Origin of the sequence: Pseudomonas sp. UBA4194 (genome assembly GCF_002379585.1) — a bacterium.
In the GTDB taxonomy this organism is placed as follows: Bacteria; Pseudomonadota; Gammaproteobacteria; order Pseudomonadales; family Pseudomonadaceae; genus Aquipseudomonas.
Genome location: NZ_DFUE01000028.1, coordinates 17,840 through 41,308 on the forward strand (window position 1 = coordinate 17,840; position 23,469 = coordinate 41,308).

Sequence of the window (23,469 nt, forward strand, 5' to 3'; positions counted from 1 at the left end):
TTTGAGAGGCGCCCGAGGTCAGGCGTGCGGGCGACCGGATGAGCGGTTGAATCAAGAGGCACCCGGCGGTATGCCGTTCTTGTTGAAGTCTTTCAGGCGCTCCTTTTCCTCGGGAGTGGAATGCGCCGGAGTGTCTTTCTGTTCCGGCTCGGCAGGAGGTTGCTTAGGGTCGGTCATCGTACTGCTCCGCATTAGGGCTTCTAGATTGGGGCCACAACACGGCGCAGGGGTTCAATCGGTGTTAGGCAGCCTTGGCGCCGCGTGCGAGTGACAAGCCCGAAAACTCGATAACCTGCTAACGGTCCTGAGCTGTGCGGTAGACAGTACCCCGTTCGCGCTTCCCTACCGCAACCACGATCACCACCACGCGCTCATCCTCGACGCGGTAAACCAAACGATACCCCGACGCTTTGAGCTTGATCTTGTAGTGACCGGGCAAGTCGTGCAGCGCATCGGCCTGTACCTTGGGCGCGTCGAGTCGCTGGGCCAGCTTCTTCTTGATCTGATCTCGAATGGTATGTCCCAGCTTTCCCCACTCCTTGAGCGCGGAGGGAAGGAATTCGAGCTTATAGGTCATCCAGACTTACCGGGATGGGAAGTTCGCTAGCGCGGGACTCGACCACTTTCGCAAGATCCAGGTCGTCGAGGCGCTCGATCATCGATTCGTAGAGCTCTGCGGGCACCATATAGCCCATCACACGATTGTGATTGAGCACAGCGACCGGCATCCCGTCGGCACTCGACATGATGGCAGACGGATTTTTTTTAAGCTCCGAAACGCTCACAGCAATATCGGCGAAAACATTTTGCATGGAGATAGCCCTCTTTTCAGGGCTTTATTCTGGTCTTTATCCTGAGCAGATAGCAAGTGTCTCTTTCAACGCCATGCCTGGAACACATGCTCGGGTCTGGTCACCCAGTCAGCAAGCGTTCACCGACCGCCAGACACGACAAAGCCCTGTCGAACAGGGCTTTGTGTAAAGCTGAGGCTGCCCGCTTCGAGCAGCCGCGCTACCGGCTCAGCGACGCAGGAAGCGGCTGATCAGCACGCCCACTGCAGCACCGATGGCCAGTGCCGCGATCGGCTTCTCCTTGACGAAAACCGAGACATTGTTCAGTGCATCACCGTAGGTCTTGGTGAGCTGACCCGCCACCTCGTGACCGGCGCCCTCGGCTTCCAGCTTCGAATCACCAAACAGTTTACCCACTGCGCCCTGGGCTTTACCCGCTACTTTTTCGGCGACGCCTTCGATCTGCTCACTTTTCATGGTTAATCCTACCGTGGTTTGCCTGTTCGCAGTTCCAGGAACATTCCAGACACTTCGACCGGAGCCTGCTGCATGCATTAGGGGCTCCGCGGTTGGGAATAGTTCCGTGGGGTTCAGTTGGGCAGCGAGAACGAGCATCTCCTCAACTCAACCCACATTATTTGGAACGACCCGCCCTACGCCAGAGTCAGAGTGGTTAACACAATGAAGTGATCTGGAGTCTGTATGTTGAAGTTTCTTGGTAGCACCGTCGGTATTATCTTCCTGATTGGCCTGATCGTTGTGATCGCCCTGTTCAAGCTGGTGTTCTGACAGTTTCGGCTCGGCCTTGTCCGAGCCTTCCTCCCTACCCGGCTGCAGCACAGTTCATGTGCCGCCACCGTCGCTGGCAATACTCCTCGTAGTGACCACCCTGTTCTGACCCATTATCCTGACTGTCCGCCACTACTTATTGTCAGGGACAAACAATGGCTTTTGATTGGCACGCAAGCACGATTACGCGGGCAACCGCGCTGGACAAGAATTTTCGGAAAACCCAGAACGTTCGTCGATTTCTGATCGAGCAGTGTGGCGATGCGTTCAAGTTCGATCGGCCGTTCATGGCGTGGATCGCCGACACCGGGCCTGCATCGATGGGGGACGTGGCGGATGAATGGAAACGTCGCCATGCGGCCGGGGATTGACGGCCAGAAACGAAAAAGCCCCGGATTACCGGGGCTTTTTCTTACTAGATATGGCGGAAGCGTAGAGATTCGAACTCTAGGATAGTTGCCCATCGACGGTTTTCAAGACCGTTGCCTTAAACCACTCGGCCACGCTTCCAGCTGCTTTGCGGGCGCCATAATACCGTAATGAAACACACTGTCAAACTCTCTGTGTAGCCGCCTTGCATGGGTCTGTTATGATCTTTGCATCTGAACGTTTCAGACGTGTTCAAACCCTAAGGAGTCTCGCCATGCGCGAACAGGATTATGCAGTTAATCAAGGCTCGCAGGCGCAGCAGCTAGAAGTTAGCCGCGTCCTGCGCAACACCTACGGCCTGCTGGCCCTCACCCTGGCTTTCAGCGGCGTGATGGCTTTCGTGGCACAACAGATGCGCGTCGGCTACCCGAATATCTTCGTCGTGCTGATCGGCTTCTACGGTCTGTTCTTCCTCACCAACAAGTTGCGTGATTCGGCGTGGGGTCTGGTGTCGACCTTCGCTCTGACCGGCTTCATGGGCTTCTTGCTGGGCCCGATCCTGAACCGTTACCTCGGCATGCAGGGCGGCGCTGAAGTGGTAAGCTCGGCATTTGCCATGACTGCTCTGGTGTTCGGCGGCCTGTCGGCCTACGTGCTGATCACTCGCAAGGACATGAGCTTCCTGGGCGGTTTCATCACCGCTGGTTTCTTCGTGTTGCTGGGTGCGGTACTGGCGAGCTTCTTTTTCCAAATCGCCGGCCTGCAGTTGGCGATAAGCGCCGGCTTCGTGCTGTTCTCGTCGGTGTGCATCCTGTTCCAGACCAGCGCCATCATTCATGGCGGCGAACGTAACTACATCATGGCTACCATCAGCCTCTACGTTTCGATCTACAACCTGTTCGTCAGCCTGCTGCAACTGTTTGGTATCATGGGTCGCGACGACTGATACCGTCCGACACATGATAAAGCCCGCTTCGGCGGGCTTTTTTTGGTCTGCAGAACGGGCGGCGCACACTCAGAGGTCGAAGCGATCCACCGCACGACGCCGCTCGTTGTCGTCACGCATGTCGTAGGCGGCGGTGGTCTGGATATTGGTGTGATGCGCCAGTTTCTGCGCAATCGAGAGATCGTGCTCTTCGATCACCCGAGTGATGAACGAACGGCGAAAGTCATGGGGCATGATCTTTACCCCCACCTCTGCACCGCGCTGCCGGGCAATGTAGTAGATCGCGTGCTTGGTGATGCGCTCACGGGTGATGTGAGCGCCTCGGCGGATTCGATTGAACAGAAAGGTGTCGTCCGCCTGCCCTTCCGGCAATTGACTGCGGCGCAGCTCGAGCCAGGCGTTGAGCTTGTCGAACGCCCAGGTGGGAGCGTACTTGATCAGCTCTTTGTTGCCCTTGCCCATGACCCGCAGGCTGCGCTCGGCCATGTTCACTTCGGCCAGATCCAGGTTGACTGACTCGGACTTGCGCATGCCGGTGCCGTACAGGATCGCGATCACCGCTGCATCACGCAGGCCTTGAGGGCGGGGGTCACTGGCGCAGGCATCCATCAATTCGCGGATCAGGCTGCGCTTGAGGTTGCGACCATTGCCCAGTCGCGTGCCCGGAGAAGCCTTCACCGAGCGGATCTTGAGCAACTGATCCTGGCTGATGAGGCTCAGGCGCCAGGCTTCGTTCATGACCCCACGCACCGCATTGACGTACAGCGATGAGGTGTTGGGGGCGTAGCCATCTTCGCGCAGCACGGCCACCAGCAGAGTGATATGACCGGGTTCCAGCAGATGCCATGGCACGTCGCGGATGTCGGTATCGCCGAAGCCAAGCCGGTCGGCAGCATCCTGCAGCACGTACTGCATGGTCATGCGGCTGGACGGCATCAACCGAGCGAGGTATTGCAGCAGAGGGTTTTGCAGGTCAGACAAACCGGGGCGATCCTTGGGCTGGCGATAATCAGGGGCCGCCATTCTAGCATTGCGAGCCTGCGGGGGTGGACTGCCGGTCGAGCAGGACGCCAGGTATGCACAGGCCCAGTGAAAGGTTTAAGCTGGAATTCAATTCCCCCCAAGGAGGTCCTGTGATGAACCCCGTGAACCCGCTGAACGATCTGTTCCCAAAAGCTGCGGATATTCCCGAACAGTACCGTTATCAAGGACAGGTCGAGCAGCGCGAATACCTCGTCGATGGCACCCTGCGCACCTGGCAGGGTGCGTTGGCAAAGGTCCGCAGCCCGGTGTGGTTGAGCACTGACGAAGGCGACCAGCCGGTGATTCTGGGCAGCACACCGCTGCTTGATGCCGACACGGCCATGACGGCCCTGGACGCGGCCGTGCGTGCCTACGACAAAGGCCGCGGTCACTGGCCCACCCTGCGTGTGGCCGAGCGCATCCAGCACGTGGAAGGCTTCCTCAAGCGCATGCGCGAGCAGCGCCAGGCCGTGGTCAAGTTGCTGATGTGGGAAATCGGCAAGAACCTCAAGGATTCCGAGAAGGAGTTCGACCGCACCTGCGACTACATCGTCGACACCATCAATGCCCTGAAAGAGCTGGACCGTCGCTCCAGCCGTTTCGAACTGGAGCAGGACACCCTTGGCCAGATCCGTCGCGCGCCGCTGGGCGTGGCCTTGTGCATGGGGCCCTACAACTACCCGCTGAACGAAACCTTCACCACGCTGATTCCGGCTTTGATCATGGGCAACACCGTGGTCTTCAAACCGGCCAAGTTTGGTGTGCTGCTGATTCGTCCTCTGCTGGAGGCGTTTCGCGACAGCTTTCCCGCCGGCGTCATCAATGTCATCTACGGCAGTGGCAGGGAAACCGTCAGCGCACTCATGGCCAGCGGCAAGATCGACATCTTTGCCTTCATCGGTACCCACAAGGCCGCCAGCGACCTCAAGAAACTGCACCCCAAGCCGCATCGCCTGCGTGCTGCGCTAGGTCTGGATGCCAAGAACCCAGGCATCATCCTGCCTCAGGTCGATCTCGACAATGCGGTGAACGAAGCCGTCACCGGTGCACTGTCGTTCAATGGCCAGCGTTGTACGGCGTTGAAGATCCTTTTCGTGCACGAAGACGTAGTCGACAGCTTCATCGAGAAATTCAACGCCAAGCTCGCCGGCTTGAAGTCAGGCATGCCGTGGGATACCGGTGTGTCTCTCACCCCGTTGCCCGAGCCGAGCAAGCCCGACTATCTGGCCGACCTGGTGGCTGACGCCGTGGAGAAAGGTGCCCAGGTGGTCAACGCCAATGGCGGCGCCACACGCCAGTCGTTCTTCTATCCGGCGGTGCTGTACCCGGTCACCCCGCAGATGCGGGTCTATAACGAGGAGCAATTCGGGCCCGTGGTGCCCATCGTTCCGTACAGCAATCTGGATACGGTGATCGACTACGTGCTGGACTCCGACTTCGGCCAGCAATTGAGTATCTTTGGTACCGACCCGCAGACGGTGGGCCGTCTGGTGGATACCTTCGCCAATCAGGTAGGGCGCATCAACCTCAACGCGCAGTGCCAGCGAGGGCCTGACCAATACCCCTTCAACGGGCGCAAGAATTCAGCCGAAGGCACACTCTCGGTACACGATGCCTTGCGTACGTTCTCGATCCGCACCTTGGTCGCGACCAAGTTTTCGGACGCGAACAAGACGTTGGTCAGCGATATCATCCGTAACCGGCAGTCGAGCTTCCTGACCACCGACTACATCTTCTAGACTTTTGCCCGGTGCGGCTGACCGCTTGCCTTGCAGCGGTCAGCCGCCGTGCCGGGTCAGGAAGCGAAGTTGCGCAGCAGCGCCTGCAACCCACCCCTGTAGACCTCATCGAAAATCGCTACCACTTCGGCATCGGACACGCCTACCGGGGTGAACTGCCCGCCCCACTCCACTCGACACTGATCCGCGCCTGGCAGCGCAATCACTCTCAAGGTCGCCAGGTAATCGGTAGCCGGGAATGGCCCCTGAACGATCGAATAGCTGTAGGTCCGCGCCGCGTTGTCGTAGGTTTCCAGCCGTTCGACGATGACGGTGCCGTCGCCCAAGGTCAGGTGGCGCAGGCGCCCGCCTTCCTGAGCAACGCTGCTGCTGATCATCGGCAGCCAATCCGGCAGGGCATCGAAGCCACCCACCAGGGCCCAGACCTTGTCGGCCGATGCCGGTACTTCCACGCTTGCTTGTGTGCTGGCCATGCTTAGGCTCCAATCCAGTGAACAGGCGTGCCAAGGTAACGGGCGACAACCTGGGCAGCAAGGGGCATTATTGTCAGGCGCGTGGCGAGGAGTGAAAAATACCGGACGCCGGAACACATCCCTCCAAGCGTTGCAGCCATGTTCAGCCGGGAGACCGCTTCAGCTTCATGAGAATCATCGAGAAAACCGGCGCGCTGGTGCGCACCCTCACACCTGCCGAGCAGGCCATGGTCGCTGACTTCGCCGAGGGCCGTCTCGATGGGCCGCGGTTGATGCAGGCCAACCAGTGGCTGATGAAGGTTCGCGCACAAGGCCAGTGGCTGGCCTGCGACTGTCAGGCCCAGACGCAACCGGTGCTGAACGTCACGCTGAACAGCAGCACCGGCACGCTGTTCCTGAAAAACAATCCCGGCACCCCTGAGCATGCCAGCGATTGCACTTTCATCCGCGACGATCGCGAAAGCGGCGCCCAGCCTGACGGCGAGACCCAGGCCCCGGCGGCGTGGTTGCCCCCGGACGTGCCGCTGCGGCTGATCGGTGAATTTCGCGCTCCCGGCACCGGGACGGGTGACGGCCTTGCAGCCAGCCAAGCCGCACGCCGCGAGCAACATCGTTTGCTGTCGCTGCTGCTGACCTTCATCGAGGCCTCAGGGCTGAACGTCTACGCCACTCACCTGAAGAAGGACCTGACCCGCCAGTTTGCCGACCTGCGTGAAGTGGCCCTGCGCTACCCGTTGGTGGAGCGAGTTCCGGCGAGTAATTACCTGGAAACGCGCATCGACATGAAGCACATGATGATGCTCAAGAGTCGTCTCAAGGATTCCACCGCCTTTGGTAGCTCGCGCCGCTACGGGCTGTTGCTGGACTGCGTCAGCGACGTCAAGGGACGCAAGATGCTCAATGATCGCAATGCCGCGGGCTTCGATTTCCAGGGGCATCACCTGCTTTGGGGCGGATCGCGTACCAGCGGGCCGTTGCTCGCTTTGGCGCTGTATTCGCCGACGACTGCGGGCAGTCAGTTCTACGAGATGGTGCATGTAGCCACCGTACCGGTGTTGACCCGTGGTCATCTGTTTCCGGTGTTTCGCGACGAGGAGCGCGAGCCGTTGAAGATGCTCATCTCGCTGATCGACTGGATGGCGGGTAAAGGTGTGAAGGTGCTGATGCGCCGGCCGGTGATCGGTGGCGCGGTGATGGATGAGCTAGTGCTGAGTTCCGATCTGGACCGGGTGCTGTCGGTGTCCCTGATGAAAGAGCCGTTGGGCCCGGAACCCAGTTCGGAGACGTTCAAGCGGTTGGCGGACTTCAAGAGCCTGGACACGTTTCGCAAGTACGTGGCGGGTTTTTTCATGCGCGAGCGGGTCTAGGGCGGGGATCTGGGAATGGCGACCCTTCACCGCCGTCCCAACGCCCAGACCCTGAGCACATCCCGTGCTCGGTCAGCCAACAGACCCGCCGCCTCGCCGCACGCCTGCTCCAGCGTCATCGGCCCGCTGGTCAGCGAAAACGCGGCAGCCACCCCGTGCTCGTACATCGCTTCATAGCCCTCGCCCAAGGTGCCAGCGATCACCACCACCGGCACACCGGCGGCCCTGGCCACGCGGGCCACGCCGAAAGGGGTTTTGCCGCGCAAGGTCTGGGCATCGAAACGTCCCTCGCCGGTGATCACCAGGTCTGCGCCCTTCACCGCTGCCGCCAGCCCCGCCAGTTCGGCCACGACTTCCACGCCGGGGCGAAACGATGCGCCCAGATACGCCCTGGCCGCAAACCCCATGCCCCCTGCCGCGCCACAACCCGGCACATCGCGCACATCCTCACCCAGCACCTTGGCGCTGTGATCGGCGAAATGCCCCAGGGCATGGTCCAGTGCCAACACCTGCTCGGGTGACGCACCTTTCTGCGGCCCGAAAATATGGGAGGCGCCGTGGGGCCCGCAGAGGGGATTATCGACGTCGGCAGCCACTTCAAAACGCACCTTCGCCAGGCGCGGATCGAGGTCGCTGATATCGACCTCTCCCAACTGCGCCAGTGCCAGCCCACCCCGGGGCAGCTCGGCGCCCTGAGCATCGAACAGTTGCATGCCCAGTGCCCGCAGCATACCCGTGCCGGCATCGTTGGTGGCGCTGCCACCAATGGCCAGTACCACCCGCTCGGCCCCGGCCTGCACCGCCGCGCCGATCAACTGGCCGGTACCGAAGGTGCTGCTGACGCAGGCATCGCGCTGGTCTCGACGCACCAGTTGCAAGCCGCTGGCTTCAGCCATCTCGATGATCGCCGTGCGAGTATCCGGGAGCCAGCCCCAGCGCGCCTGGGCAGGCTCGCCCAAGGGCCCATCCACCGTCAGGGAGCGCAGCTCGCCGTGACAGGCCGCCATGATCGCCTCCATGGTGCCCTCCCCGCCATCGGCCATGGGGATCTCGATCAATTCGGCGTCAGGCAGCGCCTGCCGCGCACCTTGGGCAATGGCCGCGGCAACGCCGGCGGCGCTCAGGCTGTCTTTGAACGAATCGGGGGCGATAACGATCTTCATGGCAGGTCTCCGGTTTCTTGTAGGCACATCCTGCCATTTTTTCATCAGGGTCGGCGAATGGCCTGCGCACAACGCCGACTGCCTATATTTGGTCCGATGCACACAACGCCGCCCTTGACCTTGCCACGGTGGCAGGGCTGATCCTGCAAGCGCCACTCCATAGAAAAGGACTTACCGCCATGCCGAACCCCGTCATCGATCTCAGCGTCCAGGGCATGACCTGTGCCTCGTGCGTCGGGCGTGTCGAGCGGGCCTTGCTGAAGGTGCCCGGGGTCAGCTCGGCCGCCGTGAACCTGGCGACCGAACGCAGCCATATCGTGACCGAAGGTGCGGTCGAGGTGCAGGCGCTGATTCAAGCCATCGACAAAGCCGGCTACAGCGCGGCGCTGCTCGAACCCCAGGGCGCCAACGGCAGCCGTCAGCGCCATGCCGAGGACGGCCGCGTACTGCGCCGCGATTTGCTCGTATCAGCAGCGCTGACTGCCCCGGTATTCGCTCTGGAAATGGGCGCACACCTGATCCCCGCTTTCCACCACTGGGTCAGCAGCACCCTGGGCCTGCGCAACAGCTGGCTGATCCAGTGCGCGCTGACCACCCTGATCCTGTTCGTGTGCGGCGCACGATTCTTCGCCAAAGGCGTGCCAGCCTTGCTACGCGGCGCACCGGACATGAACTCGCTGGTGGTGCTGGGCGCCAGCGCGGCCTACAGCTTTTCGCTGGTGGCAACCTTTGCGCCGCAGGTGCTGCCTGAGGGCACAGTGGCGGTGTACTACGAAGCCGCCGCAGTCATCGTCAGCTTGATACTGCTGGGCCGTTATCTCGAGGCCGGCGCCAGGGGCCGTACCTCCCAGGCCATTGAACGGCTGCTGACCCTGGGTGCGAAAACAGCGCGGGTGCAGCGTGATAACGATTTCGTCGAACTGCCCTTGGATCAGGTGCAGCTTGGCAATACGGTCCAGGTGCGCCCCGGCGAAAGCATTCCGGTAGACGGGACCGTGCTGGAGGGCAGCAGCTTCGTCGACGCATCGATGGTCACCGGCGAACCGTTGCCAGTGCACAAGGGGCCGGGCGATGGCGTGGTCGGCGGCACGCTCAATCAGAACGGCGCACTGCAGGTTCAAGCCACCGCCGTGGGTGCCAGCAGCGTACTTGCACGCATCATCGCGATGGTCGAGCAGGCGCAGAGCGCCAAACTGCCGATTCAGGCGCTGGTCGACCGCGTCACGCTGTGGTTCGTGCCCGCGGTGATGCTGTTGGCACTGCTGACCTTTCTAGCCTGGTATCTGCTGGGCCCTGAACCGGCCCTGGGCATGGCGCTGATCAATGCAGTGTCGGTGCTCATCATCGCCTGTCCGTGCGCCATGGGCCTGGCTACCCCCACCTCCATCATGGTCGGCACCGGCCGTGGGGCACAATTGGGCGTGCTGTTTCGCAAGGGCGAGGCGTTGCAGTCGCTGCAGCAAGCCCGCGTCATCGCTTTGGACAAGACCGGCACCCTGACCGAAGGCAAGCCGCGCCTCACCGACCTGATTCTGGCACCGGGCCTGGAACGCAACGACGTGCTGGCAGCCCTGGCGGCCCTGGAAGCGCATTCCGAGCACCCGGTGGCCCGGGCCATCGTCGACGCTGCGGTCGCCATCGACGCACCGGCTCTGACCGTGTCGGATTTCGACTCGGTCACCGGCTACGGCGTCAGCGGCACCGTGGCGGGGCGCGCTGTCGCCATCGGTGCCGACCGCTACATGACGCGCCTGGGCCTGGACCCTGCCCAGTTTGGCGACAGCGCCACGCAGCTTGCCGAACAGAGCAAAACGCCCCTGTATGCGGCCATCGACGGACAACTGGTGGCAATCATCGCCGTCAGCGACCCCCTCAAGCCCAGCAGCGTGCAGGCCGTTGAGCACCTGCACCGCTTGGGCCTGAAGGTGGCCATGATCACCGGTGACAATCAGCGCACCGCCCAGGCCATTGCCCGCCAGCTGGGGATCGACGAAGTGGTAGCCCAGGTGCTGCCCGACGGCAAGGTGGCCGCCATCAAGCGCCTGCAACAGGCCTACGGCACCACAGTGTTCGTTGGCGATGGCATCAACGATGCGCCGGCGCTGGCCCAGGCCGACGTCGGCATGGCGATGGGCGCCGGCACCGATGCGGCCATCGAAGCGGCGGATGTGGTGCTGATGTCAGGCAGCCTGATGGGTGTGTCCACGGCCCTTGCGTTGTCCAGGGCGACCCTGAGCAATATTCGGCAGAACCTGTTTTGGGCCTTTGCGTACAACGCTGCGCTGATTCCGGTTGCAGCGGGAGTTTTGTATCCGTGGGCTGGGGTGAGGTTGTCGCCGGAATTTGCAGCGGGAGCGATGGCGATGTCTTCGGTGTTTGTGCTGGGGAATGCGTTGCGGTTGAAGCGGGTTGGGGTGGGTGTGGGTGTAGGTAAGGGGCGGGATTAGCGGTGAATGGTCCCCTCACCCCAGCCCTCTCCCTGGGGGAGAGGGGGCTAGAAGCGGATTGTCGTGGCTGATGCATCGCTGATCTTAAAGGGTTCGCCGGTCCACTCCGTTGGCGGCGCGCAGCACATCTGCCATCACTGCCAGGGCAATTTCGGCTGGTGTCTTGCTGCCCAGGCGCAGGCCAATCGGCGCATGAATGCGTTCGAGTGTTGCGGCATCCAGCCCGCCGATGCGGGCCAGCCTTTCGAAACGCTTCTCGCTGGTGCGCATCGAGCCCATGGCGCCCACATAGAACGCATCGGTACGCACGGCCTCCAGCAGGGTCAGATCGTCCAGGCGCGGATCGTGGGTCAGGGCCACCACTGCGGTGGCGGCATGGCAGCCGCCTTCGGCGATGAACACGGCCGGCAATACCGGACGGACATCCACGCCTGGCATGTTGAACCGCGCCAGTACCTCCGGGCGCGGCTCGCACAGAATCACTTCGTAACCCAAGGTCAGCGCGAAACCTGCGCAGAACTCCGCCACGGGTGACAGGCCAGCGAGTACCAGGCGCTGCACGGCGCCCAGGCGAATGCTGATTTCTTCGTCGTTGACCTGCACCCTGGGGTCGCTCATATGGCCTGGGCGAATGCGCCGCTGCTGTCCACCGGGCCGCACTTGACGCGACACCAGTTGACCACCGGCAAACGCCTGCTCCACCTGCTCCAGATGCTGATGTGCCTCGTCGCTGGGCGTCACATGCTCCACCAACACGTCCAGCACGCCACCGCACGGCAGCGCCATCGTCGGCGCCAGACCGCCCTCGCCATAACGCACCACCTGGTTGTGTGGGGCGAAATAACCGGCGCCTACGCGCTCCAGAAAATCATCCTCTACACAACCGCCCGACAGCGACCCGCAATGTTCACCCGACGGCAGCGCCACCAGCATCGCACCCGGGCCGCGTGGCGCCGAGCCGAAGGTGGACAGCACCGTGCACAACCAGATCGGCTGGCCTTGGGCGAGCCACGCTCGGGCCTGCTGAATGACCTGTAGATCAAGCTGCTTCATAGATCGGAAACCTTGATTAATCTCTTGGCGGTAGCACCCTTGCAGATTGGGTGCCAGGGTCGTCTATCGATACAGACCGTTGCCATGTGCAATTAGTTTGCTGCGGCGGATGGGCGCACCCTGGCGGAAGCAAGCATAGCGTTCAACGTCGGCGGTCGCTGCGCCGCAACCTGAGTGTGGGAACTGGCGCTCACCCGCGTCACTCACATGCTCACATCTGCTTGATCCCCCCCCACGCAAGGGATTCGCCATGGACACTCGCACCGACGATCACGCCCGGATCTACGAAACCGACCTACCCGCCCGCCTCGATCGTCTGCCATGGAGCCGTTTTCACACCTTGCTGGTATTTGCCTTGGGCATCACCTGGCTGCTGGATGGGCTGGAGGTCACCCTGGCGGGTTCGGTATCGGGTGCGCTGAAGAACAGTCCGGCGTTGCAGATGAGTAACAGCGATATTGGCCTGGCCGGCGCCGTGTATATCGCCGGTGCTGTACTCGGTGCCTTGTTCTTCGGTTGGCTTACCGACCGCTTGGGGCGGCGCAAGTTGTTCTTCATTACCTTGTTTCTGTACATCGGCGCTACGGCGGCTACCGCGTTCTCCTGGAGCCTGTGGAGCTTCCTGCTGTTTCGCTTCCTGACTGGCGCCGGCATCGGCGGTGAGTACACCGCCATCAACTCGACCATCCAGGAGTTCACCCCGGCGCGCTTTCGCGGCTGGGTCGACCTGACCATCAACGGCACGTTCTGGATCGGTGCAGCCTTGGGTGCGTTCGGCTCGATCATTCTGCTGGACCCGGACATCGTGGGTGGCGACCTGGGCTGGCGCTGGTGTTTCGGTATCGGCGCCCTGCTCGGCCTTTTGATCATGCTGATGCGCCTGTGGCTGCCAGAAAGTCCTCGCTGGCTGATGATCCACAACCGCCCCGAAGAGGCCTTGCGGATTGTCGAGCAGATCGAGCAAGGCTATCGCGACCGCGGCCAGCCATTGCCACCGGTAACCGAGCCGCCGCTACGCCTGAGAGCCCGTGACCATACACCGCTGCAGGAGGTGTTCAGCACGCTGTTTGTGCTGCATCGGCAGCGGGCGCTGGTGGGCACGGTACTGCTGACCGCCCAGGCCTTTTTCTACAATGCGATCTTCTTCACCTACGCGCTGGTCCTGGCGGAGTTTTATGGCGTGCAGGCCGAGCATATCGGCTGGTATGTACTGCCATTCGCCCTGGGTAATTTCTGCGGGCCGTTGTTGTTGGGACGGTTGTTCGATGTGGTCGGGCGGCGGGTAATGATCAGCTTGACCTATGCGGTGTCCGGCATCCTGCTGGCCATCAGCGGCTATCTGTTTGAGCAGGAGCTGCTCACCGTCGTGCAGCAGACAGTGGCGTGGATGGTGATCTTCTTTTTCGCTTCGGCCGCGGCCAGTTCGGCTTACCTGACGGTGGCAGAGACGTTTCCACTGGAAATCCGGGCCTTGGCGATTGCGGTGTTCTACGCGTTCGGCACCGGCCTGGGCGGGATCATTGGTCCGACGCTGTTTGGCGCCTTGATTGAAAGTGGCGAGCGCAGCAATGTGTTTGTCGGGTATCTGATCGGGGCCGGGTTGATGCTGGTGGCGGCTGGGGTGCAGGCGCGCTGGGGGGTGGCTGCGGAGCGGCGGTCGTTGGAGAGTGTGGCGCGGCCTTTGTCTGCGCATGGGGATTAGGGATTAGGGGAGTGTGGCCAGGAGGGGGAATTGTGGGGATGGTCCCCTCACCCCAGCCCTCCCGGATCGCCGTATCGCCCTAGGGGAGAGGGAGCCGTACGGTGCGGTTTCGGAAAACTCTTAATGCTTCATGCCATGCCCGTGTTCATGCGTCATGCCGTTCAATGCCCGGACCGGCGCGTTTACCTCGAGGGTTTGCGTGCCGCCTTTGGCGTCTTCGATGGTCAGGGTCAATGGCACCACGTCGCCCTCCTTCACCTGCCCGGTCAATTGCATCAGCATCACGTGATAACCGCTGGGATCGAACACCACCGGCTTGCCCGCCGGCAATGCCACGCGCTGCACTTGATGCATGCTCATCACGTCGTTGTCGATCGACGACTGATGGACCTGCGCCAGTTTGGCCACCGGCGAGGCGACCGCCACGAGGGTGCTATCGGTCTCGGCCGTCAAGGTCATGAAGGCGCCGGTGGCCGGCTGGCCGGGCACCGTGGCGCGGGCCCAGGGGTCGGTGACCACCGTCTGTGCCAGGGCAAGGCTGGCCGTGCCAGCCAGGGTCAGCCCCAGCAGCGTACGCATCAGGGTCGTCTTGATAAAGGCAGTACGGATCATCAGCAAACTTCCATCACAGTGAGCAGGTCCTCGGCGCACTCTTGTGCGTTGAGGGATTGGGACAGCCCCAGGCGCAAGGTGCCACGGGAGTCATAGACATAGCTGGTGGAGGTATGGGACATAGTGTAGGTGTAGCCGATCGGCACCTTCTCGTAGAAAATGCCGAATTCCTTGGCCACCGCTGCGGTCTGCTCCAGGGTGCCGCGCAGCGCGACGAAGGTGGGGTCGAAGACCTTCACATAGGCATCGAGCACTTCAGGCGTGTCGCGTTCCGGGTCCAGGGTGATGAAGATCACCTGCAGACGATCGCCGTCGCGCCCCATCAGTTTCTTGGCCTGTGCCGCCCGCGCCAGGGTGGTCGGGCACACTGCCGGGCACTGGGTGAAACCGAAGAACACCATGGGCATCATGCCGCGAAAGCTCGACAAGGTTTTCTCGTTGCCTTGCGGGTCCTTGAGCCGGAAGGTGCGGCCCAGGATCTGGTTGCTCAAGTCCTTGCCGTACTTGAACGAAAGCTTGTTGCTGTCACTGCAGCCGGCCAGGGCGCCGAGGCTGAGTATGCCCATGCCGGCCAGCACGCGGCGCCGGGTGAGTTGATCGTTCATGCGCTATCGCCTTGTAAGGAGGGCGGTAGTTTAAGGGTTGGCTACCGTCCTTTGCCTAGCAAGGTGTCACATTTTGTTTAAACACCACCCACGACGCTGCCTAGGGTTCCTCGAACGCCACCTGGCGTTTTCTGCGCAGAGCAGGAGCCACCAACAGCAGAACCAGGGCCACGGCGGCGCATAGCAGACCCAATGAAATGGGCCGCTGCACGAACACCGAAAAATCGCCTCGGGAAATCAGCAACGCCCGGCGCAGGTTCTCTTCCATCAACGGCCCCAGCACGAAGCCCAACAGCAGCGGCGCTGGTTCCAGACGCAATTTCCCCAGCAGGTAACCGAGTACGCCGAACAACGCCATCTGCCAGATATCGGCCACCGCGTTCTGCACCGAGAACACCCCAATGGCGCAGAACACCAGAATCGCCGGATACATGAGGCGATACGGCACCTTGAGCAACTTCACCCAGATACCCAGCATCGGCAGGTTCAGTGCCAACAGCATCAGGTTACCCAGCCACATCGAGACAATCAGCCCCCAGAACAGCTCCGGGTTCTGGCTCATGACCATGGGGCCGGGCTGAATGTTATGGATGACCATGGCGCCGATCATCATGGCCATGACCGCGTTGGACGGAATGCCCAAGGTCAGCAGCGGCACGAATGAGGTCTGCGCGGCGGCATTGTTGGCCGACTCTGGCCCAGCCACCCCCTCGATAGCACCCTGACCGAACTGTTCCGGGTGGCGCGACACTTTCTTTTCCAGCGAATAGGCCGAAAACGACGCCAGCGCAGCACCGCCACCGGGCAGGATGCCCAGCACGCTGCCCAATGCAGTGCCGCGCAGTACCGCCGGGTACATGCGCTTGAAATCCTTGCGCCCGGGCCACAGGCGATCCAGGCCTTGAGTGAACGTCTCGCGACGCTGATCGCCTTCCAGGTTGCGCACGATCTCGGCGACGCCGAATACGCCCATGGCCAGGCAAACGAAATTGAGGCCATCGATCAACTCCAGACGCCCCAGGGTGAAGCGCGCCACGCCGGAGGTCACGTCCGTGCCGACCAGGCCGAGCAACAGGCCGATCAGAATCATGCCGATGGCCTGGTACACCGAGCCCGAGGCCAGGACCACCGCGCCGATCAAGCCGAAAATCATCAAGGAGAAATAGTCGGCGGGGCCGAAGTCCATGGCCAGGTCGGTCAACGGGCTGGCAAACGCGGCCAGCAGCACGGTGCCAACGGTGCCCGCGAAGAACGAGCCCAGCGCCGCCGTGGCCAGCGCCACCCCTGCCCGCCCCTGGCGAGCCATCTGGTGCCCGTCCAGCGTCGTCACCACCGAGGACGATTCCCCCGGCAGGTTGACCAGGATCGCCGTGGTCGAGCCGCCGTATTGGGCACCGTAGTAGATACCGGCCAGCATGATCAGCGCCGAGGTCGGCGGCAGCGCATAGGTAGCCGGCAGCAGCATGGCAATGGTGGCCACTGGGCCAAGGCCCGGAAGGACCCCCACCAGCGTGCCCAACAGGCAGCCAATGAAGGCATACATCAGGTTTTGCAGGGTCAGCGCGGTGGTGAAACCCAGCGCCAGATGGTCAAGCAGTTCCATGGAATGATTACCGAGTAAAAGCGGGCCACAGCGGCAGCGGCAGGCCAAGGCCGGCGACGAACACCAGCGCGCAGAAGGTGCTGAGCAAGGCGGCACTGAACAGTGCTGCCCGCCAGGTGAAGGCATGACTGGCGCGGCTGCTGGTCACCACCAGGGTGATGGTCGCCAGTACCAGGCCCGCCGGTTGCAGCAGCAGGGCAAACAGACAGATGCCACCGAGCACCCAGCCCAGCGGGCGCCAGGCCCAGGCAGCCATCTGTTGCGCCTGCCGTTGCCGCGACCAGGCGCCGAGCAGCGAGCCCACGCCGAGCAGCGCTAACCCGATGCCCAGCCAGAAAGGAAAGAAACCGGCGCCCATCCGCGCAGCCGTACCCAGACCGTAGCCCTGAGCGAGCCAGGCGCTGCCCATGCCCAACACCAGATAGAGCAGACCGACACTGAAATCGACCCGTTGCCGTGGCGCGCTCATCGGCCCGCACCGCCATGGCGGTTACGCGGGATCGGCAGCCCCAGGTGCTCGCGCAGGGTGCGCCCCTCGTAGTCCTGTCGGAACAGGCCACGGCTGCGCAGAATCGGCAGCACGCCATCGACGAACATATCCAGGCCTTCGGGGAAATGCGAAGGCATCAGGTTGAAGCCGTCGGCCGCCTGCCCTTCGAACCAGGCAATCAGCTCATCGGCCACCCGTTGCGCCGTGCCGACCACGATCTTGTGGCCACGCGCGCCAGCAGCCAGATTGCAGATCTGGCGCAGGGTCAGGCCGTCACGGTGGGACAGATCCAGCAATAGCTGCGCACGGCTTTTCATGTTTTCCGGCAGGGGGAGATCCGGCAGCGGCTGGTCGAGGTCGAAGCCGCTCAGGTCCTGTCCCAGGCGATCGCCCACCAGCAGCAACGCGGCGTCCAGGTCGGTCCATTGTTGCAGGCGTTCGAAACGGGCGTGGGCATCGGCTTCGGTGCTGCCAATGATCGGCATGATCCCGGGCATCACCAGGCAATGCTCCGGCGAGCGGCCGTTGGCAACCACCAGCTCCTTGAGTTGACGATAGAACTGCTGCGCCGAGCCCAGATCCTGCTGAGCCGTGAACACCACCTCGGCGACCCGCGCGGCCAGCGCCATGCCGGGACCGGACGAGCCCGCCTGGATCAGCACCGGGTGGCCCTGGGGCCCGCGGGTGAGGTTCAACGGACCGGCGATATCGAAGAACTCGCCCTTGTGCTGCAACGCATGCATTTTGGCCGGGTCCAGGTAGACCCCGGTGTCGGCATCGCGCACGTACGCGTCATCTTCGAAACTGTCCCACAGCCCGCGCACCACTTCGACGAACTCTTCGGCCACGGCATAGCGGCGCTCGTGGTCGGGGTGCTTGGCCAGGGTGAAGTTGGCGGCGCTGTCGTAGCCGGTGGTGACCACATTCCACGCGGCGCGCCCGTCGGAGATCTTGTCCAGGGTGCCGAACTGCCGCGCAAGGGTGTATGGCTCGCCGTAGGTGGTCGAGGCGGTGGCCGCCAGGCCAATACGTTCGGTGATCGAAGCCAGTGCGCCGAGCAGGGTCAGCGGTTCGAAACGCACGATCATCGAGGGGTGTTCCTTGGGCCCGGTCACCAGCTTGTCGCCGAAGAACACCATGTCCAGCTTGGCGCGCTCGGCGGCCAGGGTCAGTTGCTTGACCAGCGCAAAGTTCTCGCTGCCGCTCTGCGCGCCAGGGTAGCGCCAGCCCGCGGCGTGGTGGCCGGCGGCCTGGATGAACAGGCCTAGGCGCATCTGTTTGAGGGTCTGACTCATTCTGCGTTCTCATCACGGGTAGGGGGTAGAGCCAGGGCCGCCAACAAGCTCTGCAGGTCGTCGGCGCTGTGCATGGTTTGAATCTGCTCGAGCAGCACCCGGGCACGAGGCGCCCGCCCCAGGGCAGCGGCGAATTTCTCCGCCGGCACGCCGGGGCGTGGCGCATCGACGCGCAATGCTTGCGGCGCCCCCTGGATCTGGGTGACTTGCAGCACGCTGAAACGGGCCAGTGGCGATGTACCGATGGCCGGGGCCGAGGGGTCGATATCGACCTGCACCCGCTTCATCAGCTCGGCGGTGGACGGGTCGATCGGGCCACTGCCAAAGGCGGCGAAATCCAGATGCCCATGCACCAGGGCATGGGCGACCACGTATTCGACGCTGAAGCGTCCAGCGCTGCGATCGGTGGGCAAGGTCTTGGCCAGTGGCGCCGTCAAACCGGGAGGAAATATCACCCGCAGGGTTTCGATAGCCGGCGCGTGGATTTGCCCGGCAGCGTGCAGTGCCAGGGCCGCATCGGCGGCGTGGTGGGTGGCGGCGCAGGAGGCGTAGCGTTTGAAAACAAGCCCGGGCTGGACGATCTGCCAGACGTCTACTGGCGCGAGCAGTTCAAGGGGTGTCGCAGCACCGTGGCTGGTCAGCGCGAAGAATCCACCCTCGCCGTCCAACGCTTCCGTGGCGCCGGTCAACCCGGCCTCTGCAAGTAACGCACTGTTCAGTCCAGCCTGGGCGGCAAGGCCCGCGTGCAGCGGCTTGACCTGGCTGCCGAACTGCGCGCGCAGACCGCTGGCCTGGGTAACCGCGATGCCGATGGCGACGGTCAACGGCGCTGCTGGCAAGTCGATCAGCCAACCACACGCCGCGGCGGCGGCAATGGCGCCCAGGGTCGCCGTGTTGTGGTAGCCCGCTTCATAGTGTGCAGGACCGGTGGCCAGGCCCAGGCTCGCCATGGCCTGCACCCCCACCGCATAGGCGCCAAGCAGGCGCTCGGCCGACGCCCCTCGGATCTCGGCCAGCGCCAGCAATGCTGGGAGCAAGACGGTACTGGGATGGCCACGGACGCTGCGCTGGACATCGTCGTAGTCCAGGGCGTGGCCGCTGTAGCCATTGAGCAGCGCGGCGCGGCCCGCGTCGGTGGCATAGCCGCGGCCCAATACCGTGGCCGTACCGGTGGCGGTGCCCGGGTACACCGATTCGACGATGTGCAGGCCAGGGTCGTGCGCGCCACCCAGGGCGCAGGCCAGGTAGTCCACCAGTCCGGCTCTGGCAGCGGACATGACGGCGGCATGCTGCTGCGGTTGCAGTGCCAGCAAGTGCTCGGCCCATTGACGGGTCAATGTGGTGCCGGTGGGCATTGGCATTCCTCGGCGGTCATAAGGATAGACGAAATGGTTATTACGGATGCGCATGTATCGATAGATTTATAATAAGAATAAATGATCTTATATGTCCATCTTCATTCGCATTCCGAGGTTTTCATGCGTCCCCTTCTGCACCTGGCAACGATGTCGCTGCTGGCATCCCTGAGCATGCTGGCTCAGGCCGCCTTTCCCGAAAAAGCCATTACTTACGTGGTGCCCTATACCCCCGGTGGCACCAACGACAACATCGCCCGTATCGTCGCCAAGCATCTGGCCGATCGCCTCGGCCAGCCAGTGGTGGTCGAGAACAAGCCCGGCGCGGCGGGCACGGTGGGCGCCGCCTACGTGGCCCATGCGCAGGCGGATGGCTATACGTTGTTCAATGCCTCGATTGGCAACCTGGCCATTGCGCCGCAACTGGTGCCGGTGCAGTTCGACCCCTTCAAGGATCTGACGCCCATCGCCCACCTGGCGGGGTCGCGTTCGGTGATCGCGGTCAATCCGAAATTGCCGATCCATTCCATCGCCGAGCTGATCAGCTATGCCAAGGCCCATCCCGGCAAGCTGACCTACGGCACCTCAGGCAATGGCACGCCTGGGCATATCTCCACCGAATATCTCAAGCTGCTGAGCGGCATCGATCTGCTGCACGTGCCTTACAAGGGCAGCGCCCAAGCGTTGTCGGACGCGGCGGCCGGCCACATCGATCTGGTCAGTGACCCCTTGGCCAACAGCTTCGTACAGGCGGGTAAACTGCGCGGGCTGGCGTTCTTCGGCACAGACAAGGCCCCGGACTTGCCAGGGGTACCGTCGCTGACAGAGACATTCCCCGAGTGGAATTTCTCCGGGGCGTTTCTGGCCATGGCGCCGTCGGGCACGCCGCCTGAAGTGCTGGCGACCTTGCGCAAAGCGTTGGATGACGTGCTCGCCGAGCAGCAGACCATTGCCGAACTGAAAGCACTGGGCATGGCGCCTCAGCGTTTGACTACCGAGCAGAGCGAAGCAGTGATCCGTGCGAACTATGAGTTGAGCAAGTCAATCATTGCCAAAGCAGGGATCAGGGCTGATTGAGCGAGGATTCCAAGGCGAGAATAGCGGTGCGGCTATCGCGGGCAGAGCCCGCTCCCACAGGGGGTGTGGGGGAGGCCTGGGATTGGTGGGTGGCTATCGCGGGCAGAGCCCGCTTCCACAGGGGGTGATACAACCCCAATCCCCTGTGGGAGCGGGCTCTGCCCGCGATGGGGCCGGCAAGGGCCCTACACTTTTCGGATATGAACCAGCCTCATCGTTCCTGAAGATCAAAGCGATCCAGGTTCATCACTTTGTGCCAGGCCGCCACGAAGTCTTCGACGAACTTCGGCTGCGCATCCGCACTGCCATACACCTCGGCAATTGCCCGCAACTGCGCATTGGAGCCGAACACCAAATCAACCCGCGTGGCAGTCCAGCGGGCAGCACCGGTCTTGCGGTCACGGCCTTCGAACTGCTCATTGGCCCCGGAAGTCGGCTTCCATTCGGTGTTCATGTCCAACAGGTTCACGAAGAAATCGTTGGTCAGGGCTTCAGGGCGTTCGGTGAATACCCCATGGGCCCCTCCGTCGGCATTGGTCTTGAGCACCCGCAGACCCGCCAGCAGAACACTCATCTGCGGCGCACTCAGAGTCAGTAACTGCGCCTTGTCCACCAACAGCTTTTCCGCCGCCACGGTGTACCGACGCTTGAGGTAGTTACGGAAGCCATCGGCCGCCGGTTCCAGGAAACTGAAGGACTCCACGTCGGTTTGTTCCTGCGAGGCATCCACCCGTCCTGGACTGAACGGCACCTTCACCGAATGGCCAGCGTTCTGCGCGGCCTTCTCCACACCCGCAGCACCGGCCAGCACGATCAGGTCGGCCAGGGAGATCTTCTTGCCCGACGCCCCTGCGTTGAACGCGCTCTGGATGCCCTCCAGGGTCTTGAGCACCACCGCCAGTTTGTCGGGTTGATTGACCGGCCAATCCTTCTGCGGCGCCAGGCGAATGCGCGCGCCGTTGGCCCCACCCCGCTTGTCGGAACCCCGGAAGGTCGAAGCCGACGCCCAGGCGGTTGAAACCAGTTGCGAAACCGACAGCCCGGAAGCCAGCACCTTGGCTTTCAGATCAGCAACATCCTGCTCGTCCACCAGCGGATGGCTGACATCCGGCAGCGGGTCTTGCCACAACAGTTCCTCGCCTGGCATTTCCGGGCCCAGGTAGCGGCTCAACGGGCCCATGTCGCGGTGGGTCAGCTTGAACCAGGCGCGGGCGAAGGCGTCGGCCAACTGCTCGGGGTTGTCTCGAAAGCGCCGAGCGATCTGTTCATAGGCCGGGTCGAAACGCAGCGCCAGGTCGGAGGTCAGCATGGTCGGCGCATGACGCTTGCCAGGGTCATGGGCATCGGGAATGGTACCGGCTCCGCCGCCGTTCTTGGGCGTCCACTGGTGGGCGCCAGCCGGGCTCTTGGTCAGTTCCCAGTCGAACTTGAACATGTTCTCCAGGTATTCGTTGCTCCAGCGGGTCGGCGTCGAGGTCCAGGTCACTTCCAGGCCACTGGTGATGGCGTCGCCGCCCTTGCCGGTGCCAAAACGGTTGTGCCAACCGAAGCCTTGCGCCTCCAGCCCGGCGGCCTCAGGCTCGGCGCCCACGTTGTCGGCCGGGCCGGCACCGTGGGTCTTGCCGAAGGCATGCCCACCGGCGATCAACGCCACGGTTTCTTCATCGTTCATGGCCATGCGGCCGAAGGTCTCGCGAATGTCCTTGGCCGATTCCACGGGGTCGGGGTGGCCTTCCGGCCCTTCCGGGTTGACGTAGATCAGGCCCATCTGCACAGCCGCCAAAGGGTTTTCCAGGGTCCGCTCGGGGTTGTCGGTGCGGCTTTCCTCGGTGCCGTGCTTGTCCGCTTCCGCCGTGATCACACCTTCGCCCGGCGGCTGGGCATCCTTGCCGTAGCGAGTATCCCCGCCCAGCCAGGTTTTCTCGTTGCCCCAGTACACGTCTTCGTCGGGTTCCCAGACGTCGGGCCGGCCACCGGAATAGCCGAAGGTCTTGAAGCCCATGGATTCCAGGGCGACGTTACCGGTGAGCACGATGAGGTCGGCCCAGGAGATCTTGCGCCCGTATTTCTGCTTCACCGGCCAGATCAACCGCCGCGCCTTGTCCAGGCTGACGTTATCGGGCCAACTGTTGAGCGGCGCGAAGCGTTGTTGCCCGGCACCCGCACCGCCGCGGCCGTCGCCGGTGCGGTAGGTCCCGGCGCTGTGCCAGGCCATGCGGATGAACAACGGCCCGTAGTGGCCGAAGTCAGCCGGCCACCAGTCCTGGGAGTCGGTCATCACGGCCAGCAGGTCTTTCTTGACCTCGTTGAGGTCCAGGCTCTTGAATTCCTTGGCGTAGTCGAAGCCGTCGCCCATGGGGTCGGACAGGGACGAATGCTGGTGCAGGATTTTCAGGTTCAGCTGGTCGGGCCACCAGTCGCGGTTGGTGGTCCCGCCGCCCGCCGCGTGATTGAAAGGACATTTCGATTCATTGGACATGCGTAGTTCACCCTTGGTCGGTTTGTACGGCAAGTGGGCGTCGAGCCCATTCTTGTTCACTCATCATCTCGATATCGCTTCGTTGGAGGCA

The 23,469-nt window shown here is 62.8% G+C and carries 21 protein-coding genes, 1 tRNA gene and 1 pseudogene; 7 read left to right on the forward strand and 16 right to left on the reverse strand.

The genetic code is table 11. The features are described 5' to 3' along the window. Window positions 1–51 precede the first annotated feature (51 nt). The 4 genes from B3397_RS07970 to B3397_RS07985 form a co-directional block, all read right to left on the reverse strand. Window positions 52–177, reverse strand: coding sequence for a hypothetical protein (locus B3397_RS07970; RefSeq protein ID WP_296248843.1), 126 nt, complete (start codon window positions 175–177; stop codon window positions 52–54). A gap of 118 nt (window positions 178–295) precedes the next feature. After that, window positions 296–577 (reverse strand): type II toxin-antitoxin system RelE family toxin, encoded by a 282-nt coding sequence (locus B3397_RS07975; protein ID WP_296248845.1) that lies wholly within the window; start codon window positions 575–577, stop codon window positions 296–298. Beyond that, window positions 567–812 carry a type II toxin-antitoxin system Phd/YefM family antitoxin gene (locus B3397_RS07980; RefSeq protein WP_296248846.1) on the reverse strand — a complete coding sequence of 82 codons (246 nt, stop codon included), beginning with the start codon at window positions 810–812 and terminating at the stop codon, window positions 567–569. The genes B3397_RS07975 and B3397_RS07980 overlap by 11 nt, the downstream gene beginning before the upstream one ends. A gap of 207 nt (window positions 813–1,019) precedes the next feature. Continuing rightward, window positions 1,020–1,268, reverse strand: coding sequence for a CsbD family protein (locus B3397_RS07985; protein WP_296248848.1), 249 nt, complete (start codon window positions 1,266–1,268; stop codon window positions 1,020–1,022). Window positions 1,269–1,735: 467 nt separating this feature from the next. On the opposite strand from B3397_RS07985, the gene B3397_RS07990 reads away from it, so the two are divergent. Beyond that, window positions 1,736–1,951: a DUF6434 domain-containing protein gene (locus B3397_RS07990; RefSeq protein WP_296248850.1), complete on the forward strand. Its 216-nt coding sequence runs from the start codon at window positions 1,736–1,738 to the stop codon at window positions 1,949–1,951. 51 nt (window positions 1,952–2,002) lie between these two features. Here B3397_RS07990 and B3397_RS07995 read toward each other — a convergent pair. Next, window positions 2,003–2,090 (reverse strand) — tRNA-Ser (locus B3397_RS07995). Between the two features lie 133 nt (window positions 2,091–2,223). Here B3397_RS07995 and B3397_RS08000 point away from each other — a divergent pair. After that, on the forward strand, window positions 2,224–2,895 hold the full coding sequence (locus tag B3397_RS08000) for a Bax inhibitor-1/YccA family protein (protein ID WP_296248851.1): 672 nt from the start codon (window positions 2,224–2,226) through the stop codon (window positions 2,893–2,895). A gap of 69 nt (window positions 2,896–2,964) precedes the next feature. Here the strand turns inward: B3397_RS08000 and B3397_RS08005 are convergent, their stop codons facing one another. Further along, window positions 2,965–3,918, reverse strand: coding sequence for a site-specific integrase (locus B3397_RS08005; protein WP_296248852.1), 954 nt, complete (start codon window positions 3,916–3,918; stop codon window positions 2,965–2,967). Between the two features lie 113 nt (window positions 3,919–4,031). Between B3397_RS08005 and B3397_RS08010 the strand changes: the two genes are divergently transcribed. Further along, window positions 4,032–5,657: an NADP-dependent glyceraldehyde-3-phosphate dehydrogenase gene (locus B3397_RS08010; protein WP_296248854.1), complete on the forward strand. Its 1,626-nt coding sequence runs from the start codon at window positions 4,032–4,034 to the stop codon at window positions 5,655–5,657. A 56-nt stretch (window positions 5,658–5,713) separates the two neighbouring features. Here the strand turns inward: B3397_RS08010 and B3397_RS08015 are convergent, their stop codons facing one another. Then, a complete protein-coding gene (locus B3397_RS08015) occupies window positions 5,714–6,130 on the reverse strand; it encodes an SRPBCC family protein (protein WP_296248855.1) in 417 nt (138 codons plus the stop codon). Between the two features lie 167 nt (window positions 6,131–6,297). Here B3397_RS08015 and B3397_RS08020 point away from each other — a divergent pair, with 167 nt between their 5' ends. Next, window positions 6,298–7,497, forward strand: a complete 1,200-nt coding sequence (locus B3397_RS08020) for a hypothetical protein (protein WP_296248857.1) — start codon at window positions 6,298–6,300, stop codon at window positions 7,495–7,497. A gap of 26 nt (window positions 7,498–7,523) precedes the next feature. On the opposite strand, the gene B3397_RS08025 is transcribed toward B3397_RS08020, so the two are convergent. Then, window positions 7,524–8,660, reverse strand: a complete 1,137-nt coding sequence (locus tag B3397_RS08025; protein ID WP_296248858.1) for a glycerate kinase — start codon at window positions 8,658–8,660, stop codon at window positions 7,524–7,526. 104 nt (window positions 8,661–8,764) lie between these two features. On the opposite strand from B3397_RS08025, the pseudogene B3397_RS08030 reads away from it, so the two are divergent. Beyond that, window positions 8,765–11,107, forward strand: a pseudogene (locus tag B3397_RS08030) (heavy metal translocating P-type ATPase); the annotation flags it as partial. A gap of 84 nt (window positions 11,108–11,191) precedes the next feature. Here the strand turns inward: B3397_RS08030 and B3397_RS08035 are convergent. After that, window positions 11,192–12,160 (reverse strand): XdhC family protein, encoded by a 969-nt coding sequence (locus tag B3397_RS08035; protein WP_296248859.1) that lies wholly within the window; start codon window positions 12,158–12,160, stop codon window positions 11,192–11,194. Window positions 12,161–12,410: 250 nt separating this feature from the next. Between B3397_RS08035 and B3397_RS08040 the strand changes: the two genes are divergently transcribed. After that, entirely contained in the window at window positions 12,411–13,862 is a 1,452-nt protein-coding gene (locus B3397_RS08040; protein WP_296248860.1) for an MFS transporter, read from the forward strand. A gap of 120 nt (window positions 13,863–13,982) precedes the next feature. Here B3397_RS08040 and B3397_RS08045 read toward each other — a convergent pair whose 3' ends face one another. The 6 genes from B3397_RS08045 to B3397_RS08070 form a co-directional block, all read right to left on the reverse strand. After that, the gene (locus B3397_RS08045; protein ID WP_296248861.1) at window positions 13,983–14,474 is read right to left on the reverse strand and encodes a copper chaperone PCu(A)C; all 492 of its coding nucleotides are present in this window, start codon (window positions 14,472–14,474) and stop codon (window positions 13,983–13,985) included. Continuing rightward, window positions 14,474–15,079 carry an SCO family protein gene (locus tag B3397_RS08050; RefSeq protein ID WP_296248862.1) on the reverse strand — a complete coding sequence of 202 codons (606 nt, stop codon included), beginning with the start codon at window positions 15,077–15,079 and terminating at the stop codon, window positions 14,474–14,476. Before B3397_RS08050 ends, B3397_RS08045 begins: the two co-directional genes overlap by 1 nt. 100 nt (window positions 15,080–15,179) lie before the next feature. Beyond that, window positions 15,180–16,682 carry a tripartite tricarboxylate transporter permease gene (locus B3397_RS08055; protein ID WP_296248863.1) on the reverse strand — a complete coding sequence of 501 codons (1,503 nt, stop codon included), beginning with the start codon at window positions 16,680–16,682 and terminating at the stop codon, window positions 15,180–15,182. 7 nt (window positions 16,683–16,689) lie between these two features. Then, window positions 16,690–17,151 carry a tripartite tricarboxylate transporter TctB family protein gene (locus B3397_RS08060; protein WP_296248864.1) on the reverse strand — a complete coding sequence of 154 codons (462 nt, stop codon included), beginning with the start codon at window positions 17,149–17,151 and terminating at the stop codon, window positions 16,690–16,692. Continuing rightward, window positions 17,148–18,467 (reverse strand): LLM class flavin-dependent oxidoreductase, encoded by a 1,320-nt coding sequence (locus B3397_RS08065; RefSeq protein ID WP_296248865.1) that lies wholly within the window; start codon window positions 18,465–18,467, stop codon window positions 17,148–17,150. Before B3397_RS08065 ends, B3397_RS08060 begins: the two co-directional genes overlap by 4 nt. Further along, window positions 18,464–19,822 (reverse strand): MmgE/PrpD family protein, encoded by a 1,359-nt coding sequence (locus B3397_RS08070; RefSeq protein ID WP_296248866.1) that lies wholly within the window; start codon window positions 19,820–19,822, stop codon window positions 18,464–18,466. Before B3397_RS08070 ends, B3397_RS08065 begins: the two co-directional genes overlap by 4 nt. A 123-nt stretch (window positions 19,823–19,945) precedes the next feature. Between B3397_RS08070 and B3397_RS08075 the strand changes: the two genes are divergently transcribed. Beyond that, complete coding sequence (locus B3397_RS08075; RefSeq protein WP_296248868.1) at window positions 19,946–20,899, forward strand: Bug family tripartite tricarboxylate transporter substrate binding protein; 954 nt, start codon at window positions 19,946–19,948, stop codon at window positions 20,897–20,899. A 211-nt stretch (window positions 20,900–21,110) separates the two neighbouring features. Here the strand turns inward: B3397_RS08075 and katG are convergent, their stop codons facing one another. Further along, a complete protein-coding gene (gene katG / locus B3397_RS08080) occupies window positions 21,111–23,378 on the reverse strand; it encodes a catalase/peroxidase HPI (protein ID WP_296248886.1) in 2,268 nt (755 codons plus the stop codon). Window positions 23,379–23,469 lie beyond the last annotated feature (91 nt).